Source organism: Micromonospora sp. NPDC048830, assembly GCF_043198215.1.
In the GTDB taxonomy this organism is placed as follows: domain Bacteria; phylum Actinomycetota; class Actinomycetes; order Mycobacteriales; family Micromonosporaceae; genus Micromonospora.
In genome coordinates, this window is record NZ_JBICUP010000041.1 from 1 (window position 1) to 19,060 (window position 19,060).

The 19,060-nt window shown below is 67.4% G+C and carries 16 protein-coding genes and 1 pseudogene; 9 read left to right on the forward strand and 8 right to left on the reverse strand.

Annotated features, from left to right (window positions below):
• The first annotated feature begins 196 nt into the window (after nt 1-196).
• Entirely contained in the window at nt 197-436 is a 240-nt protein-coding gene (locus tag ACGFIZ_RS27115) for a hypothetical protein (protein WP_393423725.1), read from the forward strand.
• Between the two features lie 468 nt (nt 437-904).
• Complete coding sequence (locus tag ACGFIZ_RS27120) at nt 905-1,201, forward strand: hypothetical protein (protein ID WP_393423728.1); 297 nt, start codon at nt 905-907, stop codon at nt 1,199-1,201.
• 42 nt (nt 1,202-1,243) lie between these two features.
• On the opposite strand, the gene ACGFIZ_RS27125 is transcribed toward ACGFIZ_RS27120, so the two are convergent.
• Nucleotides 1,244-2,353: a uroporphyrinogen-III synthase gene (locus tag ACGFIZ_RS27125; RefSeq protein WP_393423731.1), complete on the reverse strand. Its 1,110-nt coding sequence runs from the start codon at nt 2,351-2,353 to the stop codon at nt 1,244-1,246.
• Nucleotides 2,354-2,919: 566 nt separating this feature from the next.
• Between ACGFIZ_RS27125 and ACGFIZ_RS27130 the strand changes: the two genes are divergently transcribed.
• The 4 genes from ACGFIZ_RS27130 to ACGFIZ_RS27145 all read left to right on the forward strand — a co-directional run bounded on the left by ACGFIZ_RS27130 (nt 2,920) and on the right by ACGFIZ_RS27145 (nt 7,944).
• The gene (locus tag ACGFIZ_RS27130; protein ID WP_393423734.1) at nt 2,920-4,221 is read left to right on the forward strand and encodes an ABC transporter substrate-binding protein; all 1,302 of its coding nucleotides are present in this window, start codon (nt 2,920-2,922) and stop codon (nt 4,219-4,221) included.
• Nucleotides 4,221-5,672, forward strand: coding sequence for an ABC transporter permease subunit (locus ACGFIZ_RS27135; protein ID WP_393423737.1), 1,452 nt, complete (start codon nt 4,221-4,223; stop codon nt 5,670-5,672). Before ACGFIZ_RS27130 ends, ACGFIZ_RS27135 begins: the two co-directional genes overlap by 1 nt.
• Entirely contained in the window at nt 5,672-6,592 is a 921-nt protein-coding gene (locus ACGFIZ_RS27140; RefSeq protein ID WP_393423740.1) for a carbohydrate ABC transporter permease, read from the forward strand. The genes ACGFIZ_RS27135 and ACGFIZ_RS27140 overlap by 1 nt, the downstream gene beginning before the upstream one ends.
• Before the next feature lie 656 nt (nt 6,593-7,248).
• Nucleotides 7,249-7,944 (forward strand): winged helix-turn-helix domain-containing protein, encoded by a 696-nt coding sequence (locus tag ACGFIZ_RS27145; RefSeq protein ID WP_393423743.1) that lies wholly within the window; start codon nt 7,249-7,251, stop codon nt 7,942-7,944.
• A gap of 157 nt (nt 7,945-8,101) precedes the next feature.
• Here ACGFIZ_RS27145 and ACGFIZ_RS27150 read toward each other — a convergent pair whose 3' ends face one another.
• Together ACGFIZ_RS27150 and ACGFIZ_RS27155 are read right to left on the reverse strand one after the other, a co-directional pair.
• The gene (locus ACGFIZ_RS27150; protein WP_393423746.1) at nt 8,102-8,779 is read right to left on the reverse strand and encodes an HAD family hydrolase; all 678 of its coding nucleotides are present in this window, start codon (nt 8,777-8,779) and stop codon (nt 8,102-8,104) included.
• A gap of 65 nt (nt 8,780-8,844) precedes the next feature.
• A complete protein-coding gene (locus ACGFIZ_RS27155; RefSeq protein WP_393423749.1) occupies nt 8,845-9,210 on the reverse strand; it encodes a PPOX class F420-dependent oxidoreductase in 366 nt (121 codons plus the stop codon).
• Between the two features lie 749 nt (nt 9,211-9,959).
• Between ACGFIZ_RS27155 and ACGFIZ_RS27160 the strand changes: the two genes are divergently transcribed.
• The 3 genes from ACGFIZ_RS27160 (at nt 9,960) to ACGFIZ_RS27170 (ending at nt 12,996) form a co-directional block, all read left to right on the forward strand.
• On the forward strand, nt 9,960-10,883 hold the full coding sequence (locus ACGFIZ_RS27160) for a phosphotransferase enzyme family protein (protein WP_393423752.1): 924 nt from the start codon (nt 9,960-9,962) through the stop codon (nt 10,881-10,883).
• 190 nt (nt 10,884-11,073) lie between these two features.
• Nucleotides 11,074-12,081, forward strand: coding sequence for a quinolinate synthase NadA (nadA, locus tag ACGFIZ_RS27165; RefSeq protein ID WP_393423754.1), 1,008 nt, complete (start codon nt 11,074-11,076; stop codon nt 12,079-12,081).
• 51 nt (nt 12,082-12,132) lie between these two features.
• On the forward strand, nt 12,133-12,996 hold the full coding sequence (locus tag ACGFIZ_RS27170; RefSeq protein WP_393423757.1) for an inositol monophosphatase family protein: 864 nt from the start codon (nt 12,133-12,135) through the stop codon (nt 12,994-12,996).
• A 98-nt stretch (nt 12,997-13,094) separates the two neighbouring features.
• Here ACGFIZ_RS27170 and ACGFIZ_RS27175 read toward each other — a convergent pair.
• The 5 genes and pseudogenes from ACGFIZ_RS27175 to ACGFIZ_RS27195 form a co-directional block, all read right to left on the reverse strand.
• A pseudogene (locus tag ACGFIZ_RS27175) lies at nt 13,095-13,273 on the reverse strand (IS5/IS1182 family transposase); the annotation flags it as partial.
• A 125-nt stretch (nt 13,274-13,398) separates the two neighbouring features.
• A complete protein-coding gene (locus ACGFIZ_RS27180) occupies nt 13,399-14,955 on the reverse strand; it encodes a UbiD family decarboxylase (RefSeq protein WP_393423760.1) in 1,557 nt (518 codons plus the stop codon).
• 1,241 nt (nt 14,956-16,196) lie between these two features.
• A complete protein-coding gene (locus ACGFIZ_RS27185) occupies nt 16,197-17,612 on the reverse strand; it encodes a cell wall anchor protein (RefSeq protein ID WP_393423763.1) in 1,416 nt (471 codons plus the stop codon).
• Between the two features lie 148 nt (nt 17,613-17,760).
• Nucleotides 17,761-18,063, reverse strand: coding sequence for a hypothetical protein (locus tag ACGFIZ_RS27190; protein ID WP_393423766.1), 303 nt, complete (start codon nt 18,061-18,063; stop codon nt 17,761-17,763).
• Between the two features lie 81 nt (nt 18,064-18,144).
• Entirely contained in the window at nt 18,145-18,861 is a 717-nt protein-coding gene (locus ACGFIZ_RS27195) for a GNAT family N-acetyltransferase (RefSeq protein WP_393423769.1), read from the reverse strand.
• Nucleotides 18,862-19,060: the final 199 nt, after the last annotated feature.

Genomic DNA, 19,060 nt, shown 5'->3' on the forward strand with positions numbered 1-19,060 from the left:
CGGCCAGCGGCACCATGTCCAGGGCCCAGGCGGAGGCGGTCGCTGCGGCGGTGAAGCTGGTACCCAGGTCAATACCCACCCCATACATAACCAGATTCCCCTCGCCGAGCCCGCGGCCGTTACCATGCAACAACGTTGTAGCTGGTTAACGGCGCCATCACGATACGCCGCAGTATCCGGGGTCACAAGATCGTCGGTGCTGGACTTGCTGGACCGTACCCCAGTCGACGTGGCCATCATGGACATTCGGATGCCGCCAGGCGCGGACGGCGGACTGCAGACCGCCCAGCGCGTACGCGCAATGTACCCCGACGTCGGGCTGCTGACCGGCTCGGCGGCGTCGGCTAGCCATTCGGCGATAAGCCAGCCCTGCGGCAGCGTGCCGTCGGCGGCGCGGGGGATGTCATGGTTTGGTGGGGCGGATGCGCAGGCGTAGGGACCGGGAGCGCATCGCCGCGGTCGGGTTGCCGGGGGTGCATCGGCTGCCGGTTGCCAGGTCACACGCCGTGCCTCCTCCCGCGCCATCCTGACCGCGGATCGGACGAGGGTGAAGCGGCGCGCGCCGACCACCCAACCGCAGCGGCTGCGGCAGGGCCTGGACCTGAGCGCCGACGGCGCCTGGCGAGTGCCGGGCGTGCACGGGGCAGCGATCTCGACCGCCTGATGGCGCACCACGCGTCCGAGATGATGCTGCGATCGCGTCTCGAGCCGCTGCTCGAACACCGCTACCAGGTTCCGGGCGCCGGCATCACTCTCGGGCTGGGACATCCGGCGGGCGGAGATCTACGTCGACAAGGACGGCCGGCCGCTGGCCTTCGAGCAGAAGGCCCGGCGGTACCAGCAGAACGAGTCGGGCCCGATCAACAAGGGCGACTCGTCCTCCGGCTGGGAGTTCTCGTTCGGCGTGCAGGGTGGCGCTCCCGCCGGCGGCATCAAGAAGCGCGGCTGGAACGGCGACGGCCTCGGTGCCGGTCGCGAGGGCGGCGAAGCCCACGCGGCCGAGATGAGCGAGGTCAACGAGCGCAACGTGGAGGCGAAGCGGACGTTCCACCAGTACCGCTACGACGTCACGGCGGTCATCTACGGTCCACACGGCATCCTGCTCGATGACGTGGAGAGGGGCCTCTACGTCATGCGCGAACAGCCGTCGGCGGTTCCGGTGGCCGGGCCGCTGCCCGGCGCCGACGTGGTCGCCGAGTGAGTTGTCGCAGGTCGAGGTGTCGGGCCGGTTCGCGTGGCTGGGTCAGGCCGCCAACCGGTAGCCGCGCTTCATCACGGTCTGGATCAGGTCGACGCCGTCCAGCGGTGTGTCGTCGAAGGTCCGCCGCAGCCGCGACACCGCCATCTCGACGGCGTGGTCGTCGACGTCGGCCCAGCTCGGCGTGGCTGCCCGGATCTCGGCCGGGGACAGCACCCGGCCCGGACGGCGGGCCAGCGCCCGTAACACCGAGATCGGGCCGGGCTGGACCGGAATCACCTGGTGGCCGATCACCATCGCCTGGCTGCGGATCTCCATCCGGTGGCCCTGCACGTCGAGCTGGAGCGACCGTCCCGGAAGCTGGTCCGCCAGGACCTTGACCAGGTCGGGCAGGGCGGGACTGTTCGCCACGTACGCGCTGAGGCCGAACGCCCGGAGCGGCTCCGCCGCCAGGTGGCCCAGGCAGGCCGGCACGATGTCGGCGGTCAGCGCGTTGAGCACCTCGCCGAGCACGCCGTCGGCCTCGGCCTGGCGCAACAGGTTCTCGGTGGCGGTCGCCCCGGTCAGCGCGACGGCGTCGACCTGCCGCCGGATGATGACTCCGCACAGCCGGCGCAGGACGTCGCTCCGCAGCGGCGGGAGAAACCGGTTGGTGACGACCTCGACAACGGTCGCCCCGTTGCGGCGTAGGGCCTCGCAGTACTCCCGGTGTGGCTCCGACTCGATCTGCGCCACCACCCGGCGGCCGATCATCGGCTGGGCGAGGAGATAGCGGAACAGGTCCTCGGTGGTCGTGGACGTGGTTGCCCATATCTGGCTCAGGCCGAGGTCACGCAGCGTGTCGGCGGCGTGCCCGTCGCGGGCCAGCAGGCGGGCGTGCGTCAGCCGGTCGATGAGCGCGTCGAGATGGCCGGTCTGCCGGACCACGCGCAGCCAGGCCCGCAGGCCCAGGCCCGACGACACGATGACCTCGTGCACCGGTCTCGTCACGCAGCTACGGGTGGCGACGGCGACGGTCTCCGCCACCGGTTGGGCCACCGAGCGGACCGCCTGGACGTTGATCGTCCGTGCCGAGGTGGCTTCCAGCAGGGTGGCGAGGTCGTGTCGACGCCGCTCCGACAGGACGGCGACCGTGTACCCCGCCAGGTTCTCCACGCTGTCCTCCTGTCACATCGGGCCTACCTCACAGGTTGAACGGTTCCGGACGTCGCTCGGCTCACCCGGTGGGACGTTTTCGTCAGGTAGAAGTGTCGCGGTAACAGCGCAGATACAGCAGTGATGCCCAATCTCAACACCGCGACGGTTCGTTCACCGGTCGGTGCTACCGGAATTTGGGACCGCGCGTCGATGTGGACGATGTTTTGCCAGCTCAAGCCGGGTTGCCGGATGGTTACCGGTGAGTCGGGCCGGATTTTCGCAAGTTGATCTTGTGAGGTGTTCGTCGGTCCCGTCACGTAACACCCAGGTGACTTCCGGGAAACGCGGTGGTGTTGAAGACTCGGCGCAATCACCGATCGGTTAATGCGATGTGATTGATTAGCACCGACCACAAGGGACGGATTAGGCGGTCCGACCGCCGATCCGGAACCTGGGTCGGCGTCTGCCCGTCGACCGCGGCTGAGCTGCCACTCAACCGCGGTCGACTCCGAACACGGGGCGAGCGGCGGCTCGTCGCCCGCCCCGGTCCAGTCCCGATCCGCAGACCAGATTCAGGAGGGTCCATGATACGACGATGGGTACCGCTCGCCGTGGCGACGGCGGTCCTCGCCACCGCCGCAGGGTGCGGTAGCGATGCCGGCCCGGCGTCCAGCTCGCCGGACGCGAACCTCGCCGGCAAGACGGTCGAGGTGGCGGCCACCTGGTCCGGCACCGAGCAGGCGAACTTCCAGGCTCTGCTGGATGCCTTCGCCGCGAAGACCGGCGCGACGGTGAAGTACACCTCCGGCGGCAACGATCTGCCGGTGCTGCTCAACAGCCGGATCGCCGGGGGTTCGCCGCCGGACGTCGCGTTGATCTCGCAGCCCGGGGTGGTGGCCGAGTTCGTCAAGCGAGGCGCGATCAAGCCGCTGACCGGTGACGCCGCCGCCGCGATCAAGGCCAACTACAGCTCTGCCTGGCAGGAACTGGGCACCGTGAACGGGCAGCTCTACGGCGTCTACTTCAAGGTGGCCAACAAGTCGGTGATCTGGTACCGGGTCGACAGCTTCACCGACGCCGGTGTGCAGCCGCCGAAGACCTGGGACGAGCTCAAGACCGTGTCCACCGCGCTCGCCGACTCCGGGGTGACGCCCATGGTCGCCGCCGGTGGCGACGGGTGGGTGCTGACCGACTGGTTCGAGAACACCTACCTCCGGGTCGCCGGCCCGGAAATGTACGACAAGCTGGCCAAGCACGAGATCCCCTGGACCGACCCGAGCGTGGTCAAGACGCTGACCCTGCTGGCCGACTACTGGCGTACGCCGCGCTTCCTGGCCGGCAGTCCGACGCAGACCGCCTTCACCCAGGCGATCGCCGACGTGTTCGGCAAGTCGCCGAAGGGGGCGATGCTGTTCGAGGGCGACTTCGTCGCCTCGGAGATCAACAAACTGGGCGAGTTGAAGGTCGGCGAGTCGGCGAAGTTCTTCAACTGGCCGTCGGTCGACGGCTCGAAGCCGGCGGTGGTGACGGCGGGCGACCAGGCGGTCGCCTTCAAGGACACGCCGGAGGCGAACGCACTGATGGCCTTCCTCGCCTCGCCCGAGGCGGCGAAGATCATGGCGGCCAAGGGCGGGTTCATCTCGGCGAACTCGGGACTGGACATCGCGACGTACCCGGACGACACGACCCGGGAACTCGCCGAGGCGGTGGTGAAGGCCGAATCGCTGCGCTTCGACCTGTCGGACCTCACGCCGCAGACGTTCGGCGGTGGGACCAGCGCCCACCTCTGGGTGCTGCTGCAGGACTTCCTCGCCAAGCCCATCGCCCCGGAGGCATTGGCCCAGCAGCTTGAGGCCGCCGCGAAGAAGGACTTCGGAGGCAACTGATGACGATCACGCCCGACCCGGCCCAGGGCATCCGTCCGCTCCCTGCCCAGACAACCACCGGCCGGGCGAGCGTGGCCGACGGCCCCGGCGGCCCGTTGCGCGCCGCCGGTGGCCCGGGCCACCGGGACGCCCCCGGTGGCCCAGGGACCACCGCCGAGACCGCGGCCCGCCGACGGTCGCGGGAGGCCCGCCTGATGGCCGCGCTCTTCCTCGGCCCCGCCCTGGTGCTGCTGCTGGTACTGGTCTGCTATCCCATCGTCTACACGCTGTGGCTCAGCTTCCGCAGCGGTGACGGATCGAAGTTCGTCGGCTTCGACAACTACGTCGCGATGTTCACCTCGTCGAACACCCGGCGAGCCATCCTGAACAACCTCGTCTGGGTGATCGTGGCGCCTGCCGTCGCCACCACCCTCGGGCTGATCTTCGCGGTGTTGACCGAGCGGCTGCGCCGGGCGGCCGTGCTCAAGGCGGTCCTGTTCATGCCGATGGCCATCTCGTTCCTGGCCGCCGGCGTCACCTTCCGGCTGGTCTACGACGAGAACCCCGACCGCGGTGTGCTCAACGCGGCCGTCGTGTCGGTGCACGACGCCTTCGTGTCACCGTCGCGTTACTACGGCGTCGACGCTCGGGAGCAGGGCGAACTGGTGCCGACGGACGGTGGCTTCCAGTCCAGAGGGCCGGTGAACCCGGGCGAACCCGTCCGCCTCGCCCTCGTGGGTCTGCCGCCGGACCGGATCCCGACCGACGCCAAGCCGGCCACGGCACCCGCCGGCGGCCCCGGACTGCAGGGGGTGGTGTGGCTCGACTTCACCCGCGGCGGCGGCGGCCAGGCGGGGATCGTCGACGCCGGCGAGGTGGGGTTGCCCCAGATGACCGTCGAGGCGGTGACCGACGGGGGCACGGTGGTCGCCACCGCCCGGACCGACGCCGCCGGACGGTTCGCGTTCCCCGACCTCGCCTCCGGCCCGTACGTCATCCGGCTGCCCGCCGACAACTTCACCGAGCCGTTCAACGGCGTCACCTGGCTCGGGCCTTCGTTCATCACTCCCGCGGTCATCGGGGTGTACATCTGGATCTGGGCCGGCTTCGCCATGGTGCTGGTGTCGGCCGGTCTGGCCGCCCTGCCCCGGGAGGCACTCGAAGCGGCCCGGATGGACGGCGCGAACGAGTGGCAGACCTTCCGGCACGTGACCGTGCCGCTGGTCCGGCCCGTGCTCGTCGTCGTGCTGGTCACCCTGACCATCAACGTCCTGAAGATCTTCGACCTGGTCTACGTGCTCGCACCCGAGGCGTCCCAGAACGACGCGACCGTGGTCGCCCTGGAAATGTACCGGGTCTCCTTCGGCGGCGGCCTGGACTACGGGCTCGGCAGCGCCCTCGCGGTCCTGCTGTTCGCCCTGGTGCTCCCCGCGATGCTGTTCAACATCCGGCGCCTGAGGAGGAATAGCTGATGAGCCACGCCACCACCGACACGGTGCTGGAACTGGTACCCGCCGGTACCGCGCGGGGCGGCCGGCCGCGACCGGGGCCCTGGACCCGGTTCATGATGCGGTTCGGCAAGGCGCTGCTGCGGCTGCTGGTGGTCCTGATCGGCGCCTTCTGGCTACTGCCGACCTTCGGCCTGGCCGTGGCGAGCCTGCGTAGCAGCGCCGACAACAGCGCCACCGGCTGGTGGACGGTCTTCACCGCACCGGCCCAACTGACCCTCGACAACTACGCTCAGGTGCTGCAGAACGAGCGGATCGTCGAGTCGCTGTGGAACACGGTACTGATCACCGTACCGTCGACCCTGCTCGTGGTGCTGCTCGGCGCACTCGGCGCGTACGCCCTGGCCTGGTTGGACTTCCCCGGCCGGGACTGGCTGTTCGTGCTGGTCGTTGCGTTGATCGTCGTGCCGGTCCAGGTGGCGATCGTGCCGGACGCGCGGATCTTCCGGGTCCTCGGCATCTACGGCGAGATCTCGGCGGTGGTCGCCTTCCACGTGGCCTTCGGGTTGCCGTTCGCGATCTTCCTGTTGCGGAACTTCTTCCTGAACATCCCGCGCGACATGCTTGAGGCGGCCCGCATGGACGGTGCCCGGGAGGTGCTCATCTTCGCCCGTGTGGTGCTGCCGATCGGCTGGCCGGCCATCGCCTCGCTGGCCATCTTCCAGTTCCTGTGGGTCTGGAACGACCTGCTGGTCTCGCTCGTCTTCGCCACCTCCGACAACGCCCCGATCACCTATGCCCTGCGGGAGCAGATGCGGTCGTTCTCGTCCAACCTCGACACGATCGGTCCCGGCGCGTTCCTGTCCATGCTCGTGCCGCTGGTGGTCTTCTTCGCCTTCCAGCGCTACTTCGTGCAGGGCGTCCTCGCCGGGTCAGGAAAGTAGCGAGAAATGGATCATGGGGTGCGCGCCTGGCACGACGCAGAGGGGGGCGCGCATCCCGACGCCCGGAACCGGGGCCGGGTCTGGGTCCGGGACCGGGACCGGGGTGGGGTCGGGCTTCGCCGACCCCACCCCGGGCACCGTCCGAGCGGCGTGCCAGCCGGTCGGATCGCCGGCCTGACCGGAGATGTCCGGCGCCCACGCCACACCTCCGACGACCTCCCGGCAGTCAGGAAGCAGCCTGGACGTTCGCCTGTGGCGTGCCCACGGAAGCGGCATGGGCCGGGGAAAAGGCCGTCCCGGCCGCCGCCGTCGGCTCCTCCACCGCCACAGCCCTGTGGCAGGACGGCAACGAGGGCGCGCCTCGGTAGCTACGGACATGTGCGGACCCTCACCGCGGCACCGGGCATCCCGCCGCCCAAGGGCCTGGTTCAGAAGTACGGACTGAGGTTCGGGCTGGCCGGCTGGGGTAGTGGCCGCCGGTCAGCCAGATGGGGAGGTTCTTGATGATGGTTGATCAAGCCGTGGTCGGCTGGTCGGCCGGCTGGCTCCCGGCTGGGAATGCCTCTCCGGCGGCAGGCGCTGCGCTGTTGGCAATCTCGCAGTGCCGTCAAGGACGGCGCCCACGGACCAACACCGGTCGGCACCTGTCCATACCGGTGCTGGATGTCCCACTGTGCTACGCCGGGGTGGAGTTGCAGACGTCCACCGGCATGGTCCGACTGCACGCCGAGTCGAGGGCGGTCATGCTCAGTGGCCAGCAGGTCGCCGTGCTGGCCGTCCTCATCACGGCGCGGGGAACACCCCTCAGTCGGGAGGCGATCTGGGCCGCCATGCCGCGAGGGTACCGGCCGCCAACGGCTGCCCAGATCGGCGTGGTGATCGCCAACATCCGTAAGAAGATCGGTGCCGCACGCATTCTCACCGGGGCGGACGGCTGGTGGATGCGGGACCCGATCGCGCCGGAACCGGTCGACGGCACCGACGTGCTGGCGTTCGGCGGCCTGCGACTCGATGTCGAGCATCGGTACGTCCTCGACGGGCCGGCTCGGCCCATCCGGCTCGGCCCGCAGGAGTTCGCCGTGCTGCGGTTACTCGTCGAGGCGCGGGGAGCGCCGCGCAGCAGGAGTTGGATCTGGTCGTCGTTGCCACCGCACGACCGGCCCGCCACGATCGCCGCGGTGAGCGTGGTCATCCATCGCGTCCGGGAACGCCTCGGGTGTAACCGGATCATCACAGGCGGAGGTGGTTGGCGGCTGGCTGGCCCGGTGAAGCCCCGGCCGCGCACGGCGGAGTGGGCCGGCGCGCGACTGGAGCAGAGGAGTAGATGCGGTGATACCTCGCTGTCTCATTGAGACCCGCAGGGCTCCGGCAAGGTTGCCATATGGCCGTTTTTAGGCGCTTCTGAGTAGGTGTAGTGGCCGGTAAGGGTCTCGGCTGTTGTGGCGTAGGGCTTGCGCGATCGTGGTGGTGCCGGTCAGCCGGGTCAGGCAGCGGAAGGACAAAAGTCGATCATGGATTGGGGGCAACTTCCGCTAGTTTCAGAACCGCAGCAAGCTGCCGGAGGTCGGTCACACCGTCTTCACCGGCGCCGGACCTGTTGACCCACACACCAAGGAGACCGGCTGTGTCGGCGGCCGCCGCGTCTCCAAGCTTGTTGTCGCCCACGTATGCGGTTACCGCCGGTGGGTATCCCAATGCCGCGCAGCCCGTGTGGAAGATTCGGGGGTGCGGTTTCGACGCTCCCGCCGTGTCGACGCCGACAACACACTTGAACCGGGAGAGCAGGCCGACCCGCTGGAGCTTGACCCGGGAGAAGGCGGTGTCGCTGTTGGTCACAATTCCCAGGGGCACGTTGCCTAACGAGGCGAGCCCGTCGAGGACATCGGGGAAAAGCCGCAGCGACGCCTCGTAACGCTCACGATAGCCCAGGAACCAGCGGTATGGATCGCGCACCGAGGAGGGCGCTTTCATCCAGGCCATCATGTCCACTGCGAGCGCGCGCGCCTGCCCCACGTAGTCGATCCGGCCGGCGAGGAATCGGTTGAAGTGGAACGCTTGTAGCTCCCCGAACCTGGCCGCCGCCGCATCGAGATCGCCCTCTACGCCAAGAGAGCGGAGGTAGCTGACGATCCCGTCGTACTCCGCACTTGCGTAGTCGATGAGAGTGTCGTCGACATCGAACAGCACTGCTTGGACCGTACGCCGCACGAGCCCTCCTCGTAGCGCGATGGCGTTGCTCTGTGGAGCGGACCTCAGGCCCGTGAAAAGGTCTTCGTCGGGGTTATGCGGACCAGGACTCGCGTCTCGTCCGGCTGGGGGGTCCAGTGTGTGCCGCGGTAAGCGAGCGACAGTTCGTCGATCAGTTCCATCGCACCCTCGGACGACATCGAGGCAGTCCCGCGTACTTCGATGTAGCTACCCGGGACATCCGGATCCCACGCCAGAATGCTGACCCGGGGGTTAATCAACAGGTAGCGGACTTTCAGCCGGTTCGCCGCCGTGGAGAACAGGACCTCTCCATCGTCGAATTTGACCCACAACGGACTGGACTGCGGCTGCCCGAGCGGACTCGTCGTAGACAGTGACGCGATGATAGGCGCCCGGAAGAGTCGCGCCATCTTTTCCAGGTGTGTTGGACATATTGCACCGCGGTTGGTTTCGAGGCTGCTGTTACACATGAAACTCCCATCCTTGGGCGCACAAGGTACCTAGTGCCTGTGTGGCCGTCAAGCAATGTCGCGGCCGCCCCCTCGCGAGGCCTCACTGTCGGCGCCAGTTGCCACTTGTAAGGGCCCGATGCATTTCTTTCCGTCCGATTTGGTGATGGCTTGCCAGCCTAGATACCTAAAGATCGGCAGAAGTCTGCTTGCCGATTCCGTGACGTAGCCGGACAATGCGACGAGACACCTGGCCCTCGCGTGTCTATATCTGCCCATTCGAATAGAGTGCCGGGCTTGTTTCTTTATGTCCGGGGTTGGTGATGGTTGAGGAGGCAAGTGCCCGTTGCGAGTGCCCAGGGCCCGCTGGTTCGTGCGCAGCAGGCCGGAGACGTAGCCGCCCGATTCCCGAGGGACGTCGAGCATACACGATAGGTGATCAGACGCGGACTCTGCGCGTTGATCTTGTAGTGAGAATTTGGTCAGAGCCCGGCGGAAGGCCCGCTCGCTGGGCGCCACATATCGGCCGGTCAACGCACGCCACCGGGGTTCTGCCCATTTGGCGCCTGCCTTATCGTGTCTGGGCGTACTGACCAAACGCGCGTGTTCGGTCACCGTCGTTACAGTCCTGAGCGTTGCCGTCGTGTATCGCGATGGGCTTGTGCAGCGGCGAAACCGCGAACGCGTCGCGGACCGACAAAGGATGGCCCATGGCGCAGGTTCCCAGCGATTACTTCGACGCAGAGCGCGCATGGCTGATTCTGCGCGAAGCATGTTCAACGATTCACGTGAGCCCCTCCGGCGGAGAACTGATCCGTCTCGGTGAGAACGCGGTGTTCTGGCTCTCGTCGCGAACTGTCGTGGCGCGAGTCGGGCGGGGGGACGCCCGCGCCGCTGAGGCCGAGCGGGAGATCAAGGTCGCCAGGTGGCTGGCAGGGTCGTCGGTTCCCGCGGTTCGTCCGCTCGAGATAGCTCAGCCACTGCGCGTCGGCGACCATTTCGTGACGCTGTGGGAATCGGTGGGAGACGAGATCAGCTACGGCACCCCGGCAGAGTTGGCGTCGCTCCTTCGGCAGTTGCACGCCCTGGAGCCGCCCGCCGACATCGCATTGCCGCGCGCGGACCCGTTTCGCCGAGCGCGTTGCTGTCTCGCAAACGCGACGGTGCTGGCCGACGAGGACAAGCTGTTTATCAGCGATCTGCTGGACCGTCTGGCGGCCAGGTACGCACGGCTGGAGTTCTCACTCCGGCCCGGCGTCGTCCACGGCGACGCAAATGTGTGCAACGTCTTCCGGGACCGCCGTGGCAGGCCGGTGCTGGGCGATCTGGACACCGTGGCGGTGGGGCCGCGCGAGTTGGATCTCGTGCCCGCTGCCGTGTACTACGACCGGCTCGGATGGCACTCGGCCGGCGAGTATCGGGAATTCGCGGAAAGCTACGGCTTCGATGTGCTCGACTGGCCTGGATATGGTCTGCTGGCGAACGCTCTCGAGATTGAGATGGTCACCTGGCTTGCGCAGAATGCAGATCAGGACGACAAAGCGGGACAGGAGCTTGCCAAAAGAGTCAGAACGTTGCGCACGGGCGCCTCGCGAGCGGCGTGGGCACCATTTCTCTGGCACCAGCATGATTGACAGCCGGCGGGACCGCATGATCGACTGGCCAGCAGTGACGTGGGGGGGCGACGGAAGGGCCAAACGCGCCCAATTGTCCGGATATGCCTGCACTTGAGCCATTGGCATGCATCTGAAGCCGCCCAGAGAGAACAGATATCCGCGAGCGTTGAGCCCTCCACTGCGGAGTGCTCCGTCTGAGGAGGACCCGATGGGTGTCGCACCGCAGGACAACTCACCATCCGGGCGGCTGGAGCCCGACAGTGCCTGGGCGGAGGAGATCCGCGCCTTGACGCGTGAACGTGACGCGGTGCTACTGGCACACAACTACCAGCTGCCAGCAATCCAGGACGTGGCCGATTACGTCGGCGACTCCCTTGCCCTGTCGCGGATCGCGGCTACGAGCGATGCAGCCACCATCGTCTTCTGTGGTGTGCATTTCATGGCCGAGACCGCCAAGATCTTGGCACCGGAAAAGACGGTGCTCATCCCCGACGCAGGCGCGGGATGCTCGCTGGCCGACTCGATCACCGCCGACCAACTGCGTGCGTGGAAACGCGAGCACCCCGGGGCGGCTGTCGTGTCTTATGTGAACACCACCGCTGCCGTGAAGGCCGAGACCGACATCTGCTGCACGTCGTCCAATGCAGTGGATGTGGTCGCTTCCATTCCACCGGATCGGGAGGTGCTGTTCTGCCCGGATCAATTCCTCGGCGCTCACGTCAAACGGGAGACGGGCCGGGCAAACTTGCACGTCTGGGCCGGTGAGTGTCACGTCCATGCCGGCATCAACGGTCCGGAACTCGCCGCGCGTGCGGCTGCGCACCCGGCTGCCGACCTGTACATCCATCCGGAGTGTGGATGCGCGACATCGGCGTTGTACCTCGCCGGAGAGGGCGTGGTGCCGCGGGAGAAGGTCCATATCCTGTCCACCAGCGGCATGGTCGAGGCAGCGCGTACGGCCGGCACCGGCACTGTGCTGGTCGCTACAGAGGTCGGCATGCTGCACCAACTACGCAAGGCCGCCCCAGCCATCGAGTTCCGCGCGGTGAACGACCGTGCGTCATGCCGGTTCATGAAGATGATCACGCCGGCTGCTCTGCTGCGGTCGTTACGCGAAGGCACCGACGAAGTCAAAGTTGATCATAATATCGCGGTACGGGCACGGGCCTCGGTGCAGCGGATGATCGAGATCGGCGCATCAGGCGGCGGCGAGTGAGCGGCGCTTCCCACGCGGGACGACAAGAAGCGGCAGTTAAGGCTGAAGTGGATGGCGGAGTTCATGTCAATGCCTGACCCTGATGCGCTGCTGCCGGTCGCGCACGACGTTATCGACAAGGCCGTCGACTATGTGCTGACGAATCCCGTCACCGGCGTCCGACAGAAGGACGCCCACGAGATCGTCACGGATGCCGACGTCGCCGTCGAGTGCCTCGTCCGCGCCGCATTGTCCCAGGTCGACACAACGGTCGGCTTCCTCGGTGAGGAGACCGGCGCGGTGGGTGACCCCAATACCTACTGGGTGCTCGACCCCATCGACGGCACCACCAACTTCAGCCATGGCTTGCCGCTGAGCTCGATCTCGCTTGGCCTGGTGCACGACGGTTCCCCGATTCTCGGCGTGATCGCAGTCCCGTTCCTCGGGCGTCGGTACTGGGCCACGCACGCCGGCGGCGCCTATCGCGACGGTGCCCGCATACAAGTTTCCAAAACGGCCGACCTGTCCAAGGCGTTGGTCGCTCTCACCGATTACGGCGGGCCCCAACCGGGAATCGATGATCTGCTGTGCCGGGAACTGGATCGCGAGTTGACCACGCGCGCCCAGGGGCTGCGCCGGTTAGGCTCCACAGCCGTCGAACTGGCCTTCGTCGCAGAAGGTTCCCTCGATGCCAGCATCAGCATCTGGAACGGAACGTGGGACACCGCCGCTGGCGCCGTCATCGCGCGAGAGGCAGGCGCGGTCGTTATGGATGCCGATGGGAGCCCACACTCAACACAATCACGGTGTGCCATCGCGGTTACCCCGGCGCTGCGTGACGCCATCCTGTCGGTTCTCGAGATCGCGCGCGGCACCCGCTACTGGCCTGCCGAAGCCGGGAACACTCCGGTTCGGAGCTCCGCCCCCAGATCATAACTACTCATACTGGGGAAGTTCCATCCTGCGTGGCGGTTCGCTTCGACGCGGTGCAGGGTGAAAATGGTCTACACGATTGCGGTGGCGCGGCGCAGGCCCGCCGGTGAGGCCCACACGAGTCGACCGGCGCCGGCCACGGCCGGCATGCTCAGGCCCCCCACCACGCGGCCATGCCTCTTGTGTTTGCCGGAGTGGTACGGCTTCTGGTCTCCACGTGGTCCATCGGCAGCAGCGTGCCGTCCAGGATCGCGTACGCCAGTTGCCGGATGCGCCGCAGCACCGGCGGTTAAGCGGTTCAGGGGCCGGCTGGACAGCGAGATCGTGGAGGGAGGCACGGGCGAGGCTCCCGGTCGGGGCCCTCGCAGATTTTGGTCTGCTTGTGTCTCACCTGGAGCCTCGCCCTCATTGATCTCCGGGCTCGCCGGACCCGTACCGAGCTGCAAGATCAGCCTGAAAGCGCCCGGTCGGCTGGTCGTGGTTCAGCCTGGTTAGCACCCGTCGCTGCAGGTCAGCCGGGAAGTTGACGGAAAAGGCGGTGCTGCGCGGCACGTTCTGTCCGATGGGCAGCAGGCAGTCCAACACTTCGACCGGACCGCGTGCCGCGCTACGTTCTGCCTCCGAGTAGAACACGACGCCCGCCGGGATCCGCTGGTCCATGACGGTCTCCCGGCCGGTGACCGGATGGCACCGGGTCGACCAGGCCCAAAGCAGGTCGCGCATATCGGTGGGGTCGATGTCGTGGTTGACGACCATCAGCCTGTTGATCCACCAGCCAGCGTGAGCGGCGTCGGGAGCTTTACAGACATCAAGGATGCGGCGCGCGAGGTCGGCCGAGGTCAACCCCGTAAGCTGCGCCCAGTCCGGAGAGACGCAGACGGCCAGCAGGGTGCAGGCGCTTTCTGGGACGACCCAGGCCGAAATGACTGGCAGGTCGGCGCGACGCAACTCCTCCAGCAGGACAGCTGCGATCCCGGGGCCGCAGATCGTATGGTCCTCGTCGACCGGTTTGCCCGCGCAGACGACCGGGATGATCGGCTCCGCCCGATGGGTGATCGCGGTAACGTGGTACACGGGACGGTGTTTGCGGACGGTGGGTAGGTAGCCGTGGTATTCGCCGGTAGGCCCCTCGAGCCACGTCTCGTCGTCGGCCAAGTAGCCCTCGATGACCAGCTCAGCCGATGCCGGGACCTCAAGGTCCACAGTCTTGCAGCGCACGGTCTCCATCGGCTCGCCGAACAGTCCACCGAGAAAGCCTGCTTCGTTCACCCCGTCGGGCAGGGGCATGCCGCCGACGAACAATGCGCTTGGCTCGGGGCCCTGAACGAGCGCGAACGGCATCGGTTCACCGCGTTGCTGCCACATCTGGCGGATCACGTTGTTGTGCTGGCTGGCACTGACGATGCCGGTCATCCGTTTGCCGTCGATCAGCATCGCTCGGGCGATCGACCAGTTCGTCCATTTTCGGTCCGGGCTGGCGACTACGAAGATACCTATTGTGTTGATATAGCGGCCGCCGTCTCCGACATGTAACAGCGGAGTCGGCAGGCTCATCAGATCCGCCGCGTCGCCGACCAGCACTTTCTCATGGCACGGCGCGTCCTCCACGACAACTGGGGCGATGGGCTCGCGGTGCATCGCCGCGGCGAGTTCTTCGACGATCCGTCCGCCAGGGGTCGTCGGAGCCAGCCCCAGTGCGATCGCTACCCGGGCCATCCGGGCTTCGGCGGAGGAACTGTAGGCGAGAGGTGCCCCGACCACGCGATAGCCACTGTGTCCACGAATATTGGTGAACAGCGGAACCGGGGCGCACACCTCACTGCTGTGACGTGTGATTGCGCCGATTTCGAACGCGGTGTCTACCTCCCAATCGATCCGCCGAAGGTCTCCGAGCTCGTCCAGACGGCTCAGGTACTCGCGAAAGCTCCTGGGACGGCCACTCTGGGAAGATCTGGGTTGCATGGCGAGTTCTCCGATCGCGTGATGAGATCCTGGCCGCACACTCGATGGCCTGTTGCCTGGTGACCGCATAACCCTGGTTGCCCGGGCTCACCTCGGTCGCGGTGATGATCTTCGGATCCGGGCCCGGCCTTACCCCACCTCCGTCGTCCGACCGGAGACCCGCTCCGGATCCGACGAGGCGGCCAACCGCGTCCGGCAATCGGTCAACACGGCATAGACGAACCCCGGATAGTCAGAGCTCAGGCCGCCCGCGGCGTACTTTCGGCGGACACCGGAAGTGAGCCCGTCCACCGCATCACGGTCCGACAGCCCTTTTCCATCGCTGCACGATAATCACCACGGGCATGATCATCGGCGGTATCGGTATCCGGCCGTCCTCAGCGGACAGGTTCGCGGACATCGGATCCGGGAATCACCCCGCGCGCTCATGATGTAGCACCGTGTGCACCGAGTCTGGTGCCAGGCCATCCGCAAAGAAACCCGCATTGAGGAGAGCAACCCCGCCTGTGTCCGGTCAGAGCCACCGTCATCGCACGCCCACTCCTCGCTCCGCTGGTCAACGTGAGTCAGCCTGACACACCCAACACCACAACGGAAGATCACTCGCGTACGGATGCGGCCGCCACATCCAAGTCCGATCCGTTCGGTACCGTTTTGGAGCAGCGGGCACTAGCCTGGGTGGACCCGCGTTGCCCGGGATGGACGCGGACCGGTTCGGGCGGACGGAGCCACGGGCGGTGGCGCGGTTCGTGGCAGGACTGCTGTCGGGCGTGGAACGCAAGACCTGCTGGTCGTTGGCGGAGCGGGCGGGTCACGGCGATCCGCAGGCGATGCGGCGGTGTCCGCCCAGCTCGAACAGATCGCTGTGGACGCCCGCGACCGCCTCGTCGGCCTGGTGTGGACGACATCAGCGTGAACGGCCGCATCACCCAGGCCCCGGCGGCGGTGACTGCGCGGCGGGCGTTGTGTTCTTGGCCCTCGGCTCGGGTGCGGTCATCGTAGGAACTACGGATGGGGGAGGCCGGTCATCGCGCACCGTCGGGACTGGCCGGCACCTACCCCGGTGCCGGCCAGTCCCGACGTGGCCTCCGCCGCCCACCACGGGCGGCTCAAGGAACAGTTGGTCCGCGCGGAGGTTCACCTCTCCAGTTGTCGGTGGGGCGCTCGCTCCCAAGGCGAGGATCCGCAACCACCACCGGCCACCTGGCGAACGTGGTGGAGACGCACTGCGCGCGCGCTGACTAGCGCCCGTCCGTCGACGCCCTTCTGCGGCGAACGAAGATGACCAGGGCCGCCCCGAAGGCGACCATCAGGACTCCGATGAGGCCGATCCGGGCGGTCATCGCACCTGTCGTCGGCAGCTTCTCGCAGGTGCCCGGGTCCTCGTACTCACCGATCAGCTTGTAGTCGTAGCCGGGAAACACCACGCTGACGACGCGCTTTCGTCCGGCGGCGAAGACGACCGTCTCCGATCCCCCGTCGGAGGTCGTGACCTTCCTGTCCTGCGTTCCATAGCTGGCGACCGCCTCCATCGGCGGCATCCCCTGACCCGGATGGGTGATGGTCACCTTCAGCTCGGTGCAGGTCGACTCGGTGGACATCGTGGGCAGCCCGCAGGTCGACGGCCGCGACCAGAGATAACGAGCCACTTCCTTGCCCCGCTCGGCTACGACGATCGGGCCCGTGCCCGCCGGCAGCTGCAACTTCACCGACTTTCCCGCGGGCACCTCGACGGCACGGTCCACACCGGTCGCGGTGACCCGGAACTTCACCGGATAGTGGCCGCCGCTGAGATGGACGGTGACCGACCCGTCGCAGGCCGGCACGAAGGTGGCCTTCGGCTGTGCGCAGGACACGGCGCCGCCGTTGTAGGCGCCGAGCGGGCCGGCGGAGCGGTTGCCGGGCTTGCCCTTGCTGCCCAGCTTCTTGTCGCCGTAGCGCTTGCCCTTCGCCACCATCGGCGTGATCAGCTCGTTCTTGCCGCCCCAGACGAGGTCGACTTGGGTGTAGCACTTCGGCACGTCGACCTTCAGCTCGACCTTACGGTGCTTGGCGTCGATCGCTGCGACGTGGTGGTCGTGCGCGTATTGCGGCCAACTCGCCTTGGCGCTCGGCGCGAAGTAGGAGACAAGGAGGAACTCCTGCTTCTGATCCTTGCACAGGGGCAGGTCACCGGCGAGCTCGATCGTCGCCCGGCCCTTCGCACCGTCGAACGTATGTTTGTATGTGGCCTGTGCCATGCCGACGCATTGCGGTGTCTCCCTGCACGTCCCCCTGAGGCCTACGGCGGTGCCGGAGTCGGTGCTGGAGATGCCGGTGCGGTCGCCGTTGCGCTCGAACCAGGTCGCCGACACCGTCAGGGTGGCACTCGTCGTCGTGCCCGGCACCCGCTGCACACCGGTTACGACACCTTTCGGACCGTTGCCGTCGGTCTCGGCGCTGATCGCGCTGCCCACCTTGATGCCGTCGATCGGCTGCTGCGGTCGCGCGACGAGCTTGGTGATCTGAGCGTATCTGTTCTCCCAACTGCCGTTGTTTACCTGCCAGGTGATCTCATAGCTGCCGTCCGGCTGGCACACCGCGGCCCCGCTGACCCGGGTGTGATGCGCTGCAGCGGGGCTCGCCGCCACCAGCGCCGCGAGCATGCCGAGCAGCATGCCGCCCGCCAGGGCGAGCAGCCTTCGAAGGGATCTGTTCACGTCAGTCACTCCACTGATGGAAGGGATTGTTTCGGGGTCCGGCATCTCGGCGCGCCGCCGCGCCCCTTCGCGTCCCTGTGTGCACGTACCGCAGGGCGTGCATGGATCAATCCGTGGCGAAGTTGATATGAAAGGTTTCTGTCGATGATCGGCGGCGCGGTCCACGGCCGCGGAGCACCGCCAGCCGGGCATAGCCCCAGTCACCGCAGTCGGCAACCGTCCGCAGCGCCCACCGCATGCGCTCTGCGGCTTCTTCCGGATGCTCACCGAACTCGTACGCGACCTCGCGTACGCGGCCGGAGACCCGGCGATGCACGAGCTCGCCAGCGATCGCCCGGCGCACCTGCTGGCGATCGGGATGCTGCGACGGCTGTAGCGCCGACGCGAACAGAGCTTCGGCGAGCAGCACGGTCCGGTACCTCGGCATTGCGCTATCTCCTCGCCGCCGGCCACGTACCGCGATCCGCCGTGACCCCACCGAACCGTCCCGTCACGGCAGATCGCGGCCGAGGATGGCGAACGCCCGCGGATCGCCGGGACAGCGCAGCCCGCGGCGCACGTCACGGAATCCCATCCGCCGATACAGCCGCCACGCCCGCGACCGCGCCTCGGCCGTCTCCGCCGTCGACAGCACTGCCGTCCGCGTCCCGGCCGATGACAGCATGCCGCGCAGCATTGCCTCACCCAGCCCTCTGCCCTGGCAGGCCGGGCGGACCTGTAGCTCGGTTACGGTGCAGGCGTCGTCGAGCCACCGCCTGCGATCGGCGACGACCGGCATCGCACCGGCCGCCCAGTCCCGCCACCGCTGGCCAGGCCGACACAGATAGCCGTAGCCGAACCCGACGATGTCGGCCAGCGGCCCCAGAATGGCCACCGCTCGGAACCCGGGCATGGTCAGGTGCTCGACCAGCTGCCGACGGCTGCCTTCCCGCATCGCCGGGCCGTAGCCTGTCGCCTCGGCAAGGACATCGATCGCCTCGTCCGCCCGGGTGGCGAGCTGCTCGGGCGTCCACGCGACCAGGAAGTCCCTCATCGCGTCCGGCACCGGTACCTCCAACAGGTCGGGCAGTGGCGGCTGACCGTCGACTGGGTGAAGGTCATTGGGCGGCTGCCGCACGCCTCGCGAATCAGCGACCGAATCTGCCGGCCATGCCTGCTGTCGGTGAACCGGAACGCGCCACGGCTTCGTGATCTGGAGTGCCCTCATACTCCCAACACGGCCAGGCCCCGGTCCGTGGGTCAGTTCATTTCAGTCCCGAGACCCACGTTCCGTGATTCGCGTCGGTATGGTCGGCTCGCGGGAGTGAAACCGCAGGTCAAAGAGGTCAACATCGGCACCGACGACCGGTTCGTGATCTGCGTCAACCCCGCAGCCGCCCAACGCGACGCCGCCTGCGTGAAACGGC